The sequence below is a fragment of the Yersinia sp. 2466 StPb PI genome, assembly GCF_041538325.1.
Classification (GTDB): Bacteria; Pseudomonadota; Gammaproteobacteria; order Enterobacterales; family Enterobacteriaceae; genus Yersinia; species Yersinia enterocolitica_E.
The window spans coordinates 2,834,640-2,848,616 of the sequence record NZ_JAULSL010000001.1; the positions used below are offsets into that span (position 1 = coordinate 2,834,640).

Below are 13,977 nucleotides of genomic sequence, written 5' to 3' on the forward strand. Positions count from 1 at the left end.
AATAACCTAATAGAAGACCCACGCCTATAGATGCAATTCAGAGAAAATGTGAGCCTCCTTTAAAAGCTGAATATTCACTGTTGAGTGGGCGTGACACTAATATTAAGGCGTATATACACTCACAGCGGTAGCCTCTTTATGTATCAGTGACAAAATAGACCTATTAGACATAGGTCTTGATACCATTTGAATTTAAACTGCGCATAGTCGGTTTGTGCTGCCAAACTAGTTAATCAGATTTTTAGTCAAATAATAACGGTGGTACTCACCCAGTACATTTTCTAGCGTCATTTTCAATTGATAACCCTGTTTTTCATAGAACGGGCGAGCCTGGAAGCTGAATGTATCTACTTGGGCAAACTTGCATCCCCGCTGTATTGCTTCCTGTTCGGCTGCGTTCATCAAGTTAGTACCAGCCCCTGAGTGACGTAATGCATCCGATACCCATAACAACTCAATACTCAGGCAATTACCTAATGTATATCCGGTAATCCCTCCCAACTTTTCGCCACCTTCTCCTGTGATAAATACGGCTAATGGTTTACGACCATTATCACCAACAAATTTACGGTTAAAAGCCTTCAACCCCTCAATGATTTCTGCAATATCTTCAGTCGTTGGGGCATCTGTCATGGTCAAATTCATTGCTACTGCTCCTCGCTATTATCTGACTAACAATACTCGATATAATCTTGGCTTCAATGCATATTCTCACAGATAAGAATTCTATTATCGGATAATAAATAGCAAAATAAATGCTATTAAGAACCATTTACATTTATAATGCAGCGAACAGCTTTTCCGACATTTGTACCGATTTCTCCTCTGTAATTGTAAGGATACCCCAATGCTCCGCCGTTTCTTTTCTTATTATGCCCCGTACAAAGGGCTTTTTTATCTGGACTTTGGCTGTGCCATTTTGGCCGGGCTGCTGGAGCTGAGTTTCCCGATGGCGGTAAAACTGTTCATTGATAAATTACTTCCCAATCAAGATTGGGTGTTGATCGTTTGGGCGGCAACTGGCCTGTTGATGATTTATCTGCTCAATACTGCGCTAATGGCGATTGTTAACTACTGGGGGCACGCATTGGGTGTGGGTATAGAAACCGACATGCGTCGCCAGGCTTTTAGCCATCTGCAAAAATTATCATTTAGCTATTACGACAATATGAAGACCGGCCATATTATCACCCACGTCACCAAAGACCTTGAAGAGGTTGGAGAAATTGCCCACCACGGTCCTGAAGATCTTTTTATTGCCATTATGACCTTTATCGGTGCATTCATTTTGATGGCATCCGTCCATTTACCACTGGCGATGCTCACCATCATCATCGTACCCTTTATGACCTATCTGGTCAGCCGCTACGGTTCACAGATGACCGAAACCTGGCGCAAACTGTTTGGTCAAGTTGGCAATTTTAATGCCCGCATTGAGGAAAGTATCGGCGGTATTCGTGTCGTCAAAGCTTTCGCTAATGAATCTCATGAAAAGAAATTGTTCGCCGCAGATAACGAAAGCTACCGCACCACCAAATTGCGGGCTTACCGCATCATGACCACCAGTATGACTATGAGCTACCTCAGTACCCGTCTGGTGCAGTTAATTGTGATGGTTGCCGGTACCTGGTACGTCGTGCATGACCAGTTGAGTTACGGCGGTTTTGTCGGATTTCTGTTATTAGTTGAAGTGTTTTTTCGCCCGGTGGCGAAAATAACCTCAGTCCTGGAAAGTTATCCGAAAGGAATTGCCGGTTTTAAGCGATTCACTCAATTGATAGATACACTGCCTGATATTGTTGACCAACCAAACGCTCGCCCTGTTGGCCATTTGCATGGCGATATTTGTTATCACAATGTCAGTTTCGGTTATTCACCGCAGAATAAAATTTTCACCCATTTGAACCTGCAAATCCGGGCTGGCGAAACCGTGGCATTCGTCGGGCCATCGGGGGCGGGTAAAACCACGTTATGCTCACTGCTGCCCCGCTTTTATGAACTCGATGAGGGGGCAATCACGATTGATGGTATTGATATCCGTGATATGACTCAGCAATCATTGCGTAATAATATCGGTATTGTTCAGCAGGACGTTTTCTTATTCGGCGGATCTATCCGTGAGAATATTGCTTACGGTAAACTCGATGCCAGCAACGATGAAATAATGGTTGCAGCACAACAAGCCCGGCTAGATGAGTTGATTGAAAGCTTGCCTGATGGACTGGATACCGTTGTTGGTGAGCGCGGAGTGAAATTATCCGGCGGGCAGAAACAGCGCTTGTCAATTGCACGTATTTTCCTGAAAAATCCACCGATTTTGATTCTGGATGAAGCCACCTCCGCGCTTGATACTGCCACTGAACAAGCCATCCAGCTTGCGCTAACGGAATTATCACAAGGCAGAACGACGTTGGTGATTGCCCATCGCTTAGCCACGATTCAAAATGCCGATCGTATCATTGTGGTCGATAAGGAAGGGATTGTGGAACAGGGCGACCATTATGAATTGCTGGCCCGTAAAGGTGCCTATGCAAAATTGCATAATGCCCAGTTCAGTGCTGCCTGATACTCAGTAAAAACCCACCCGCTGATGGGCGCGAATGGTAAACTGAAGGAAAATTCAGCCAAAGCCATTCCATCGCGGGCTTAAATAGGGTACAAGGACGCCATGAAAATTCCAAAACGAATCCAACCGCTGGTTGATGACGGCTTGGTTGACGAAGTCATCCGTCGTTTGAAAAGTGGCAAAGAAGCTGATGTATACGTTGTCCGTTGTGGGCAGGATATCCGCTGCGCTAAAGTCTATAAAGAAGCTGAAAACCGCAGTTTCAAACAGGCTGTTCAGTATCAGGAAGGGCGTAAGGTTCGTAACAGTCGTGACGCACGAGCCATGGCCAAAGGTTCTAAATTTGGCCGCAAGCAACAGGAAGAGACCTGGCAAACTGCCGAGGTGGATGCCTTGTACCTGCTCGCCAATGCCGGTGTTCGGGTACCTCAACCTTATGCATGCCTTGATGGTGTTTTATTGATGGAACTGGTCACCGATGCAGATGGCCTTGCCGCCCCCCGCCTGAGTGATGTGCCATTTAGCAGAGAACAAGCGCTGATTGACCATGCGTTGATGATCCAATATGTGGTACGGATGCTTTGCGCCGGTCTGGTTCATGGCGATTTATCAGAGTTTAATGTCTTAATTGATAAAGAGGGCCCGGTCATTATCGATTTACCGCAAGCCGTCAATGCTGCGGCGAACAATCATGCTAAAGCCATGCTGGAGCGGGATGTCGCAAACATGACACACTATTATGGCCAATACGCACCAGAACTGCTTAATCGTAAGTATGCCAAAGAGATGTGGGCACTTTATGAGGATGGTAAACTGCATCCAGAAACGCAACTGACTGGTGAGTTTGCAGAAAGCACCGAAGCGGCTGATGTTGAGGGTGTACTGGAGGAAATCAAAGCGGTTATAGCTGAAGAGCAAGAACGCCTGCGTGAAGCTCAGGATCACGACAACTAGACATTAACTATCCTAAATCGACTCTCTGTGGGGCAGTAATGACTCTCTTCCCTGCCCCACACGCTCTTTACGTATCAGTTCAGCACCACCGCTTCCACGCGGTTTTTCCCCGTGGTTTTCGCCCGATATAACGCTTTATCCGCAGCATCCGACAAGTCTGTCGCCGAAATAGACTCACCCGGCGCGGATACCGAAGCCACACCAATGCTGATGGTCACCCGCCCCTCTGGCGATATCCCATGGGGAATATCTAACTCCTCAATGGAGTGACGCATGCGCTCGGCAACCGCTTTCGCATCCGCCAGGGTACTGGGTGCTAGCAATACAATAAACTCCTCGCCGCCATAGCGCGCCAAAATGTCTGAACCACCACGAATAGATTTTGACAAAGTTTCGACAATGGATTTCAAACAAACATCCCCCATTGCATGACCATAAAGGTCGTTAAAGCTTTTGAAATTATCAAAATCGATCATCAACACAGACAGAGAACCGCCTTCGATCTGGTTTTTTTGCCAGATGTGCTGATAGATATCATCAAAGTGGCGACGATTGGCTACCCCAGTTAATACATCGGTTTGTGACAACGCCTTGAGGATCGATTCTGACTGTTTAAGTTCAGTAATATCGAAAAACGAGCCATACCAAATAACAGCCCCATCATCCTGAAGCGTCGGGAAAGACTCACCATGGAGCCAGTGTGTACCTTTGCCCGGCAACACCACGCGAAAATCGCAGCGCCAGACAGATAGATTCTGTTGAGAGATGGCTACCGCCTGTTTTAGCATATCCATATCGTCAGTATGCACGCGGCTAAACAGAGGGTTTTCCTCTCTGGGCACATACAAAACATCAGCCGGTGACAGAGCAAATATTTTCCTGACACCCTCGCTACAATATTTAAAATAAGATTTACCCTCTGCATCTAAATAATAAGCATAAATCATTGCTGGTAAATTCTTAGTTAAACGATCCATCATCTGCTTACTTTCTTCCAGCTTCATCAGCAGGAATTTTCTTTCCGAAACATCAGCAATCACACTAATATAACCCACGGTCTGGTTATTATCGGCAGTTATTTCATGGACACTAAGTGCTCCCCAGAAACGTTTCCCATCTTGGCGCTGATAACACCACTCGCTGGCATCACGCCGATTAAGCAATAAATAATCCAGCTCAGCTTGATCCTTACCAAACTCTGGAATGTGCAGTATATCCGAAATAGGGCTTCCCAAGACTTCATCTTTAGAATAGCCAAACATTCGCTCCGCACCCACATTAAATATGGTGATCCGACTATCTAAGTCGGTGGTAATAATCGCGACCTGTTTTTCCGCATTCAACAGTACATCCAGTTGAAGATTAGATAATTTATCTTTCCCATTCTCTCTCTTCACTGGTTCACCTTTACGGTGCTGACCAAATACTTTCCCAGTCAAAGCATTCAGGCAGTTATGATAAAAAGAAAATAAAGACATAAAGTAAATCACCTATAATTTAGAACAAGAAAAAATGAAATTATAACCAGTCTACTGATGGCGCTAATAATAACACTGTGAACTATAACATACACCAATGAATCAGTGTAGGTTTGGAATGATGATACTCTCTAATAGATAACTACAGACACTCAACTTGATAATATCATTACAAATCTCGCCAAGAAAACTGAAAGAACAATCCGTTATGGTGATGATGTATTCCTATTGAATAACTGGAGCGAGAATGAAGAAGTTACTGATGTTTTGTGGTGTATCAATGTTGCTATTGAATGCAGCCTCTAGCTTTGCCACACAACCTATTAATAAAGAAGCACAAAAACAATCGGGGGTGAGATGTAAACGCCCACCTGAACCGCCGAAAGACAAGAGTGGCCGCCCGTTGCCGCCAGCGAAAGAACATCATGATAGCCAACCAGCAAAAAACCAGCCGCAACATGATGGCAAGTATCCATGCCCTCCACCGCTATCAGATAAAAACCACAAAGTTTAAAATGTTATATTTATTAGTATCGCTAATAGTATTGTAGCAACAGATAAATTGAAAGCAGGCATATTTTGTTGCTCTGCTTTTTATTTCAAAATAAATAGCCATGTCATAGTTAATAAAGAAACAAAAAATATAAACAATTACTATTGATAGCTACGTTTACCAATCTTATATAAATCGCTATTAAATCTCTTTCATGCAAATCAGACACATAAGAGGAACGCTAGCAGAAAATAATAATCCGTCTTATCCCTCATCCCGATAATTTAAGCTTGGCGCTGGCAAGATATACCTTTATAGCTCATGCTAAATAACGAGATATAACTCTCATCCATGTAACAATAATATCAGTTGAAATTTAATATATAGATAAGGAAATAGTCATGTTCTATAAATCACTGCTTAAGAGTGTCATTGTGACACTCATGCTCGTAACCGTTAACACAGTATTCGCAGCATCATCACCCACCACCCCAACAGAAATGACCTGCAAAGAATTCCTTGATCTTAATCCGAAAAGTATGACCCCCGTCGCTTTCTGGATCCTAAACCGGGATATCCAGTATAAAAAAGGCGATAGCGTAGATTTCCAGGAAATAGACCAGGTCTACACACCAAAAGTGATTGATGTTTGTAAAAAATCACCGAACAAAAAAATTACTGAGATGAAAAAAGAGATTGAGTGGGCACCTAAGAAACCAATGTAATATAATTCTGAGCCTCACATTATTCAATGTGGGGCTAACATTATCTTTTGACTATTATTTGGGAAAAATAATCATGTTAAAGAAGATCATATTGATATCGCTACTGGCATTACCCGTCGACCAAGCATTGGCACTTGACTGCCAGAACGCACTGACACAACTGGATATAAACCAGTGCGCAAATTTAGATTATAAGAAAGCCGATACCGAACTAAACCGTATTTATAAACAAGTTTTGGCCAAAACCCCAGTTGCCCAAAGAGCATTATTAAAGAGTGCGCAACTTACCTGGATAAAATACCGTGACGCAGATTGTACCTTCCAATCCTCAGCCACCGAAGGCGGTTCAGTGCATCCTATGATTATCTCGGCTTGTTTGACCCACAAAACTGAAGCTCGCTCGGCAGAACTACAGTCATTCCTTGATTGTGCTGAAGGTGACCTAAGTTGCCCCTTATAGCGTGCTGTGATTAGCGTTGCCGAATAGTCGAGGGCGTTAGGCCATAGGCCACTTTAAAACAGTTACTGAAGTGGCTGGCAGAGCTGAAACCACACTCCAGGGCAATGTGAATAAGCGGCATCATGCTATGTCTCAATAGCTGGTCTGCGCGAGATAACCGCGCTTTCAACACAAATTGATGTGGTGACAGCCCAGTGCTCTGCTTAAACATCCGTGCGAAATGGAACTCACTCAACCCTGCCTGTTCAGCAAGATCTGACAACAGCAACGGCTGTGAAAGATGTTCGTCAATATACTCTTTCACCCGTTTTAACACTGCCGGAGACAACCCACCGCGAATTACGGGGATCGCCCACTGCAACTGGGTGTAATTTTTTAATAAATGGGTCATCAACAAGGTAGCAGCACTACTGAGGGCTAAATGATTGGCCTGTTCTTGCCAGTTACAATTCAGTAAAAATTGGCGATATAACAACGTTATTTGCGGATCTTCTGCGAAAATTCGTTCATCAACCTGAATTGACTGGGGGCTGCGCTCCCAAATTTGTTCAGCTAGCTGGCGCAGATGCTTATCGGTGCAATACAAATGTACAAATGACAGGTCATCCCGCACATCCCAACTGGATAAGCTGCCCTTTGGCATAATACAAAAACGATCCGGTCCACCGCCATTTTTCCAGCCAGCGCGCGTTTTGTGATAGCACTCATAGCCATCTGCAACATACAGGCTCAAGGTGTGGTGATCAGGGCTTTCTTGTGTAATACAGTCATCACGGTTAGACCAGGCTGCCAATTGAATACCCGAGCCGAGTTGCACACAATCATGCAAGCGCGCTTTGTGTTCTTTTAGGGTTTCAAAGGCTTGATACCGTTCCAACATTGCGCTGACTTCCTTTGGGTACGCGGATGCAACCAGTTTAATGGCTTGCCAGACGGCAGACTATATTTTCCAGCGATTTATCGTAAAAATGCGCAAGATTTTGCAATTTAAAGCAAGCTGCTGAAAGCGCCTCTCCTTCCTATACCGGATACTGCTGTTTTCTAGCTGTGATGAGAAATAACGATGAACGCGCTGCTATATTTGTTAGTTGTACTGATCTGGGGAACGACCTGGATTGCCATTACCCTACAACAGCAAGGTGATGTTGCTATTACTGTGTCCATTTTTTATCGGTTTTTGCTGGCGGCCGGTGTCATGATGCTCGTTTTACTGCTCGCCCGCCGACTGCACCAGCTCACGGTGCGTGACCACCTTTTTTGTCTGGCACAAGGGGTTTGTGTCTTTGCTTTTAATTTTTACTGTTTTTATCATGCTGCGGCTTATATCAGTAGCGGCCTGGAATCGGTTATTTTCTCAATGGCGGTACTGTTTAATGCCATCAATGGCATGCTTTTCTTTCGCCAACGCCTTAGCCCTAACCTGCTGCCAGCCAGTATCCTCGGCATGATAGGTATTGTTGCTTTGTTCTGGCAAGATCTGACCGCCACACAAATAGCCCCGGAATTACTTAAAGGTATTGGCTTAAGTTTGCTGGGTACCTATGGTTTTTCTCTGGGTAATATGATCAGTAGCCGCCACCAACGCAAGGGATTGGATATTCTGTCAACCAATGCTTATGCCATGACTTATGGTGCGGCAGTGATGGGACTTTTCAGTATGATTCAACAACACTCTTTTACTCTCGAACTCACGCCACGTTACCTTGGCTCATTGTTGTATCTGGCTATCTTCGGTTCCGTGATTGCATTTGCCGCCTATTTCAGCTTGATTGGACGAATCGGAGCCAGTGGTGCGGCTTATAGTACCTTGTTATTTCCGCTGGTGGCCCTAACCATATCAACCTTCTATGAAGGCTATCACTGGCACCTGAATGCCATTATTGGTTTACTGCTCATCCTATTGGGTAATTTAGTGATGTTCTCACGCCCAGGCATGATGCAATCCTGGTTTAAGCGCCGCCATCATTGCCAGCCACAAAGATAACCAAGAAAGGCCGATCGTTATCTCATCGAGAGTTCTGATCGGCCTTGCTCATTTTATTTTGCGGTATCTAAAATGGGTTCACGTACAATGAATATGTAAGACAGAGCCCCGAGGACAGTAACGCAAGAACAGATGGTTAATGCCAGGCTAAATGAGTGAGTGGTATCAACTATCCAACCCGTTATCACCGGTGCAAATGATGCAAATATGAAACTGGCAAAATTCTGTATGCTGCCAACCGATGCAGTCATACGAGAAGAGACCGCGACATGTATAAGCCCCCAGCATGATGTCCCAGCGAAGTGAATACAGAACAGTGCCATGCCTATTAATATAACCGCACTCCCGGTAGTGTCAGCACGGACGACGACAGAGGTAAATGCCGCTGACAGCAACATACCGACCGCAATGCATATTTTGCGGCTTTTTAAAGGAGCCATACCCTGGCGGACCAGAAAATCGGTAACGAATCCATTACATAACATGCCTGCCGCGCCGAAAATAAAGGGAATAGAAGCAAACATGCCAGTGCTAGCAAGATTTAAATGATACGTTGTCTGCAAATAGCCCGGCAGCCATGCCAGATAGAGCCATGCAGTATAATTGACGCCACTGAAGCCCAGCATCATGCCCCACATAGTGCGATTACGGAATAAGCCACGCCATTCTTTAAAATTCATAGGCTTACGACTTACATTAACACTGCCTGCATCAAGATATTTTTGTTCTGCTTCGGTTAAATTGATACTGTCACGATTACGGTAAAGCAGATACCAACCGATAGAAAGTACGATCCCCAAAAGACCAATGGTAATAAACATCCCACGCCAACCGATAACCATCATCATGGCGGCCAGAATAGGTGGACTGATGGCTAAACCGATTGTCGACGCAGAATTAAATATCCCCATAGGCAGGCCACGTTCTTTAATATTGAACCAGTCATTTATCACCTTCACACCGCAAGGATTCATGGGTGCCTCACCGATACCTAACCCAATACGTACCAGAATAAATTGCGTAAAGGTATGAACAGCCCCGGATAGCGCCTGAAAGAATGACCATACAAACATGCCTAGCCCTAACATAATGCGCGGGCCTTTACGGTCTAACAACGGGCCACACGGCAGTTGAGCAATACCGTATGCCAGAGAAAATGCGGAAAGCAGAAAACCAATCTCCGTGGCACTTAGCCCTAGCTCTTCACGAATGGTTAAATTCGCTACAGATAAAGAACTACGGTCAAGAAAGTTAATGACTGCGGCCAAGAATAATAAAACCATCGATACGGTTTGAATTCTTTTAATACGACTAGAACGCTCTGTATGTAGTATAGCCTTGGGGGTTTCATCTGATGTTGGGTTTAATACACCCGCATCATTATTTATCACGACATTATTTTTTTCCACGCCCAGCTCCTGAACTTTATAATATATTCACATTGCGATTCATAAAAAAACCTGTCCGATATGAATCTATTAGGAAATAAAAATCTCAAGAAAAAAGACTTATTACAGCGTCAACTATAGAGAGAAAAGTTAACTGAAATTCAGATTAGTGTGGGCATTCTATATACAGCATATCTTTGTGATGAATACGTGAGATGATTAATAGTTTGCTGGATTTTATCTGTCCTTAATGGTTTTTTATGCGGTTTTTTATCCAGTTTTTTATCTTAGTATGCGCTTTCAGCAATACTCTCTAGGTGGTTAATCATTCGCTGTATTGCGTGATCGAGCGAATCATTGATTGCTTAGCAGTATCCAGATGACGCCGTAACTCGCGCACCGCATCCAAATCATTGCGAAAGATTAACGCACTTAAAATCGCCATATGCTCTTCTATCGCCACGATATTGCGCTGCTTTAAATCGCTCTCATCCCATTGATAATGGAAGTGGAAAATAACTGAAATAATCTCCAGAGATTGATTAAAAAATGGGTTATTAGCGGCAGAAAGTATCAGGGTATGAAAATCACGATCTAACTGTGAAAACATGCGATAGCTGCTGCCAATGGTATCCCGCAATTGCCGATGGCGAGCCAATAGCTCTTTGGCTTGCAGCCAACGTTCATCACTATGTGCAAGATTTAAAAAGCGATTTAGCGCATGCGTTTCCAACATTTCACGTAACTCAAATAATTTTTCAGCATAGTTTTGATCAAATTTTTTCATGCTCCACTGACCACGGCGGATATTAACAATGAGGTCATAACGACAAAAACGCAGTAAGAACTCACGAACCACCACGGCGCTGACATTGGCGGCACGAGCAAGTTGTAACTCTGAAAATGAATCTCCTGCACGAAGCTGACGTTGATTAATCATCTGAAAAAAAGCACGTTCAAATACGTCGGCCTGAGCGTCTGGTGACTGACTGATACAATCAAAACCGTCCTCTGATTGGGGTGTTCTGACAATAATGTAGTAGTCGCCGACCTTCTCCAACACGCCACAGTGATCTAAATGACTCAGGGTATTACGCACAGTTGTCCGGCTGATACTGTACATTTCCGCTAGGGAAGCTTGAGAAGGAAGTGGTGATGTAATATGCCCTTTGGCAATAGCGTCGATCATCTGATTGATGACATTGTGACGAAGATTTTGTGTTCTGCTCATGATTATCCTTAGCTGTTTTTTATTCATTTAAAACCAATTTAAAACAGAATAATTCGTCATCCCTCACAAATATCACATTCGATTTAAACCTGGTTGTGATTTTTAATGAATATCAAACCTCACCTTTTGGAGGAATAGTCATGACCACGATGAATACTTTAGTTTGCCTTGAACCAACCAAACTTATTTATCAAAAACGAACTCAACCGTTACCGAGAATTAATGAAGCCTTAATAAAGGTTTTAAATGTTGGTATTTGTGGCACAGATATACATGCCTGGGCAGGTAATCAACCGTTCTTTAGTTATCCCCGAGTATTGGGTCATGAAATTTGTGGCGAAATAATAGCGCTAGGGGATAACGTCAATAATATGCATGCCGGGCAACGCGTTGCCGTTATTCCTTATGTTGCTTGCCAGCACTGTAATTCCTGTCTCAGCGGTAAAACCAATTGCTGCGAAAACATTTCTGTTATTGGCGTCCATCAAGACGGGGGTTTCAGTGAGTATTTATCCGTCCCAGTCAGTAATTTATTGGTGGTCGACGATGTAGATCCCGTCTCGGCTGCATTGATTGAACCTTTTGCCATCAGCGCCCATGCTGTGCGCCGTGCCGATGTTCATCCTGATGAGCATGTTTTGGTGGTCGGTGCTGGCCCAATTGGCTTGGGTGTGGCCGCCATTGCGCAAGCCGATGGTGCCTATGTAGTGATGGCCGACACCAGTGCACAACGCCGTGAACATGTAGAAAACCTGTTGGATATCCGGACATTAGATCCCAGTGATGCCGGATTTGAGCAAAATTTACGCCAGCAATTTGCTGGCATGTTGCCACTAAAAGTTATTGATGCCACAGGTAACCAACGAGCAATGAATAACACCCTCAACTTTATCCGTCACGGGGGCAGCATTGTATTTGTGGGCTTATTCAAAGGTGATCTCAGTTTCCCTGATCCTGACTTCCATAAGAAAGAGACCACCATGATGGGCAGCAGAAATGCCACCTTTGAGGATTTTGACAAAGTGGGGAAATTAATGGCCGCTGGCAAATTATCGGCGGACATGATCCTGACACATCGTTTTGAATTCAATACCTTGGCAGATATTTATGAACAGCAGGTCGTGAAGAATAAAGATCTTATCAAAGGCGTTATTCAATTCTGATCTCACTCATTTTAAGGATATAACACCATGCTAACGTTAAACCGCGAAAACTTTCCTGGCCGTACTCACCCAGATAAAGTGATTCAATTTGGTGAAGGAAACTTCCTGCGCGCCTTTGTCGATTGGCAATTGGACCGACTAAATGAACATACCGACCTTAATGCCGGTGTCGTAGTGGTCCGCCCGATTAACAGTGATTTCCCCCCATCACTTAATACTCAGGATGGCTTATACACCACAATTATTCGCGGTTTAAACGAACAAGGTGAGAAAGTCAGTGATGCACGCATCATTCGCTCGGTTAACCGCGAAATCAATATTTATCAGGACTTTGACAGCTACCTCGCCCTCGCCCGTAATGAAGATATTCGCTGGGTGTTCTCCAATACTACGGAGGCTGGGATAAGTTATCTGGAAGATGATAAGTTTAGTGATACGCCTCCCGCTAGTTATCCTGCGAAATTAACGCGGCTCATGTTTGAGCGCTTTCAACATTTTTCCGGGGCAGCCGATAAGGGGTGGGTGCTATTGCCATGTGAGTTGATCGATTATAACGGCGAAGCATTGCTGGAGTTAGTCCTACGCTATGCGCAGTGCTGGAATTTAGGCGAAGGTTTCAGTCAATGGTTATTACAGCACAATACGTTTTGCTCTACATTGGTCGATCGTATCGTGACCGGCTATCCCCGTGATGAAGCTGTCGCCCTGGAAAACCACCTGGGTTATCACGATGCATTCCTCGATACCGCAGAACACTTTTACCTGTTGGTGATCCAAGGACCGCAATCATTAGCGCAGGAACTACGTCTGAATCAATACCCACTAAACATTCGAATCGTCGATGATATTAAGCCCTATAAAGAACGCAAAGTGGCAATTCTCAATGGTGCTCATACCGCATTGGTGCCGGTCGCATTTCTGGCGGGTTTAAATACAGTCGGCGAGGCCATGGCCGACACGCAAATCAGTCAATTCGTCGCACAACTGATCAGCGAAGAGATTATTCCAGTCTTGGATTTACCCGCGGATGAGCTACAAACCTTTGCTCAAGCCGTGTTGAGCCGTTTTCGTAACCCGTTTATTCAGCACCAACTGCTGTCTATTGCCCTCAATAGCATGACCAAATTCCGTACCCGTATTTTGCCTCAGTTGCTCTCCAGCCAGCAAAATAACGGGCAGTTACCGCCACGACTCACCTTTGCCTTTGCCGCCTTACTGATGTTTTATCGAGGAAAACGTGACGATGAATGTTTTGCATTACAGGATGATGCCCACTGGCTAAATTGTTTCGCCTCTATGTGGCACGACGTTGACGCCGGTTCACTGCCGATGGAGGGATTAGTGCAATTGGTATTAGCCGACGCCACCCATTGGGGGCAAGACCTCAATCACATCCCGCAGCTCACCAATAGCATTACTGAACAGTTGCAAACAATTAAACGTGTGGGGATGCGAGCTGCTTTAGCCGCTTACCGTTAAATATGTTTATCCGGGCAGATGATTTTATTTTCTGCCCGCCATCTAGTGCAGTCACC

13 protein-coding genes are annotated in these 13,977 nt (G+C 44.5%); 8 read left to right on the forward strand and 5 right to left on the reverse strand.

Features of this window, described 5'->3' with window-relative positions; genetic code table 11:
- Positions 1-225 precede the first annotated feature (225 nt).
- Positions 226-645, reverse strand: coding sequence for a GNAT family N-acetyltransferase (locus Q2T72_RS12885; RefSeq protein WP_083158575.1), 420 nt, complete (start codon positions 643-645; stop codon positions 226-228).
- A gap of 202 nt (positions 646-847) precedes the next feature.
- Between Q2T72_RS12885 and Q2T72_RS12890 the strand changes: the two genes are divergently transcribed.
- Entirely contained in the window at positions 848-2,566 is a 1,719-nt protein-coding gene (locus tag Q2T72_RS12890; RefSeq protein ID WP_372569269.1) for an ABC transporter ATP-binding protein, read from the forward strand.
- A 102-nt stretch (positions 2,567-2,668) separates the two neighbouring features.
- Positions 2,669-3,520 carry a PA4780 family RIO1-like protein kinase gene (locus Q2T72_RS12895; RefSeq protein ID WP_083158573.1) on the forward strand — a complete coding sequence of 284 codons (852 nt, stop codon included), beginning with the start codon at positions 2,669-2,671 and terminating at the stop codon, positions 3,518-3,520.
- A 74-nt stretch (positions 3,521-3,594) separates the two neighbouring features.
- Here Q2T72_RS12895 and Q2T72_RS12900 read toward each other — a convergent pair whose 3' ends face one another.
- Complete coding sequence (locus Q2T72_RS12900; RefSeq protein WP_193784643.1) at positions 3,595-4,998, reverse strand: sensor domain-containing diguanylate cyclase; 1,404 nt, start codon at positions 4,996-4,998, stop codon at positions 3,595-3,597.
- 247 nt (positions 4,999-5,245) lie between these two features.
- On the opposite strand from Q2T72_RS12900, the gene Q2T72_RS12905 reads away from it, so the two are divergent.
- The 3 genes from Q2T72_RS12905 to Q2T72_RS12915 all read left to right on the forward strand — a co-directional run bounded on the left by Q2T72_RS12905 (position 5,246) and on the right by Q2T72_RS12915 (position 6,676).
- Positions 5,246-5,512, forward strand: coding sequence for a hypothetical protein (locus Q2T72_RS12905; protein ID WP_083158572.1), 267 nt, complete (start codon positions 5,246-5,248; stop codon positions 5,510-5,512).
- 380 nt (positions 5,513-5,892) lie between these two features.
- On the forward strand, positions 5,893-6,216 hold the full coding sequence (gene hdeB / locus Q2T72_RS12910) for an acid-activated periplasmic chaperone HdeB (protein WP_372569270.1): 324 nt from the start codon (positions 5,893-5,895) through the stop codon (positions 6,214-6,216).
- 73 nt (positions 6,217-6,289) lie between these two features.
- Entirely contained in the window at positions 6,290-6,676 is a 387-nt protein-coding gene (locus tag Q2T72_RS12915) for a lysozyme inhibitor LprI family protein (RefSeq protein WP_372569271.1), read from the forward strand.
- Positions 6,677-6,686: 10 nt separating this feature from the next.
- Here Q2T72_RS12915 and Q2T72_RS12920 read toward each other — a convergent pair whose 3' ends face one another.
- On the reverse strand, positions 6,687-7,556 hold the full coding sequence (locus Q2T72_RS12920) for a helix-turn-helix domain-containing protein (RefSeq protein WP_372569272.1): 870 nt from the start codon (positions 7,554-7,556) through the stop codon (positions 6,687-6,689).
- A gap of 183 nt (positions 7,557-7,739) precedes the next feature.
- Here Q2T72_RS12920 and Q2T72_RS12925 point away from each other — a divergent pair, with 183 nt between their 5' ends.
- Positions 7,740-8,660, forward strand: a complete 921-nt coding sequence (locus tag Q2T72_RS12925) for a DMT family transporter (protein WP_372569274.1) — start codon at positions 7,740-7,742, stop codon at positions 8,658-8,660.
- A 53-nt stretch (positions 8,661-8,713) separates the two neighbouring features.
- On the opposite strand, the gene Q2T72_RS12930 is transcribed toward Q2T72_RS12925, so the two are convergent.
- Both Q2T72_RS12930 and Q2T72_RS12935 read right to left on the reverse strand, forming a co-directional pair.
- Entirely contained in the window at positions 8,714-9,943 is a 1,230-nt protein-coding gene (locus Q2T72_RS12930; RefSeq protein ID WP_372569887.1) for an MFS transporter, read from the reverse strand.
- 430 nt (positions 9,944-10,373) lie between these two features.
- Positions 10,374-11,279 carry a GntR family transcriptional regulator gene (locus tag Q2T72_RS12935; RefSeq protein WP_083158567.1) on the reverse strand — a complete coding sequence of 302 codons (906 nt, stop codon included), beginning with the start codon at positions 11,277-11,279 and terminating at the stop codon, positions 10,374-10,376.
- Positions 11,280-11,419: 140 nt separating this feature from the next.
- Between Q2T72_RS12935 and Q2T72_RS12940 the strand changes: the two genes are divergently transcribed.
- A complete protein-coding gene (locus Q2T72_RS12940) occupies positions 11,420-12,442 on the forward strand; it encodes a zinc-binding alcohol dehydrogenase family protein (protein WP_083158566.1) in 1,023 nt (340 codons plus the stop codon).
- Between the two features lie 27 nt (positions 12,443-12,469).
- Positions 12,470-13,921 (forward strand): tagaturonate reductase, encoded by a 1,452-nt coding sequence (locus tag Q2T72_RS12945; RefSeq protein WP_372569275.1) that lies wholly within the window; start codon positions 12,470-12,472, stop codon positions 13,919-13,921.
- Positions 13,922-13,977: the final 56 nt, after the last annotated feature.

Excerpts from the sequence above, each read along its gene's own strand:
- Q2T72_RS12885 (WP_083158575.1), bottom strand. The coding sequence starts at position 645 with ATGAATTTGACCATGACAGATGCCCCAACGACTGAAGATATTGCAGAA.
- Q2T72_RS12890 (WP_372569269.1), top strand. The coding sequence starts at position 848 with ATGCTCCGCCGTTTCTTTTCTTATTATGCCCCGTACAAAGGGCTTTTT.
- Q2T72_RS12895 (WP_083158573.1), top strand. The coding sequence starts at position 2,669 with ATGAAAATTCCAAAACGAATCCAACCGCTGGTTGATGACGGCTTGGTT.
- Q2T72_RS12900 (WP_193784643.1), bottom strand. The coding sequence starts at position 4,998 with ATGTCTTTATTTTCTTTTTATCATAACTGCCTGAATGCTTTGACTGGG.
- Q2T72_RS12905 (WP_083158572.1), top strand. The coding sequence starts at position 5,246 with ATGAAGAAGTTACTGATGTTTTGTGGTGTATCAATGTTGCTATTGAAT.
- hdeB (WP_372569270.1), top strand. The coding sequence starts at position 5,893 with ATGTTCTATAAATCACTGCTTAAGAGTGTCATTGTGACACTCATGCTC.
- Q2T72_RS12915 (WP_372569271.1), top strand. The coding sequence starts at position 6,290 with ATGTTAAAGAAGATCATATTGATATCGCTACTGGCATTACCCGTCGAC.
- Q2T72_RS12920 (WP_372569272.1), bottom strand. The coding sequence starts at position 7,556 with ATGTTGGAACGGTATCAAGCCTTTGAAACCCTAAAAGAACACAAAGCG.
- Q2T72_RS12925 (WP_372569274.1), top strand. The coding sequence starts at position 7,740 with ATGAACGCGCTGCTATATTTGTTAGTTGTACTGATCTGGGGAACGACC.
- Q2T72_RS12930 (WP_372569887.1), bottom strand. The coding sequence starts at position 9,943 with ATGGTTTTATTATTCTTGGCCGCAGTCATTAACTTTCTTGACCGTAGT.
- Q2T72_RS12935 (WP_083158567.1), bottom strand. The coding sequence starts at position 11,279 with ATGAGCAGAACACAAAATCTTCGTCACAATGTCATCAATCAGATGATC.
- Q2T72_RS12940 (WP_083158566.1), top strand. The coding sequence starts at position 11,420 with ATGACCACGATGAATACTTTAGTTTGCCTTGAACCAACCAAACTTATT.
- Q2T72_RS12945 (WP_372569275.1), top strand. The coding sequence starts at position 12,470 with ATGCTAACGTTAAACCGCGAAAACTTTCCTGGCCGTACTCACCCAGAT.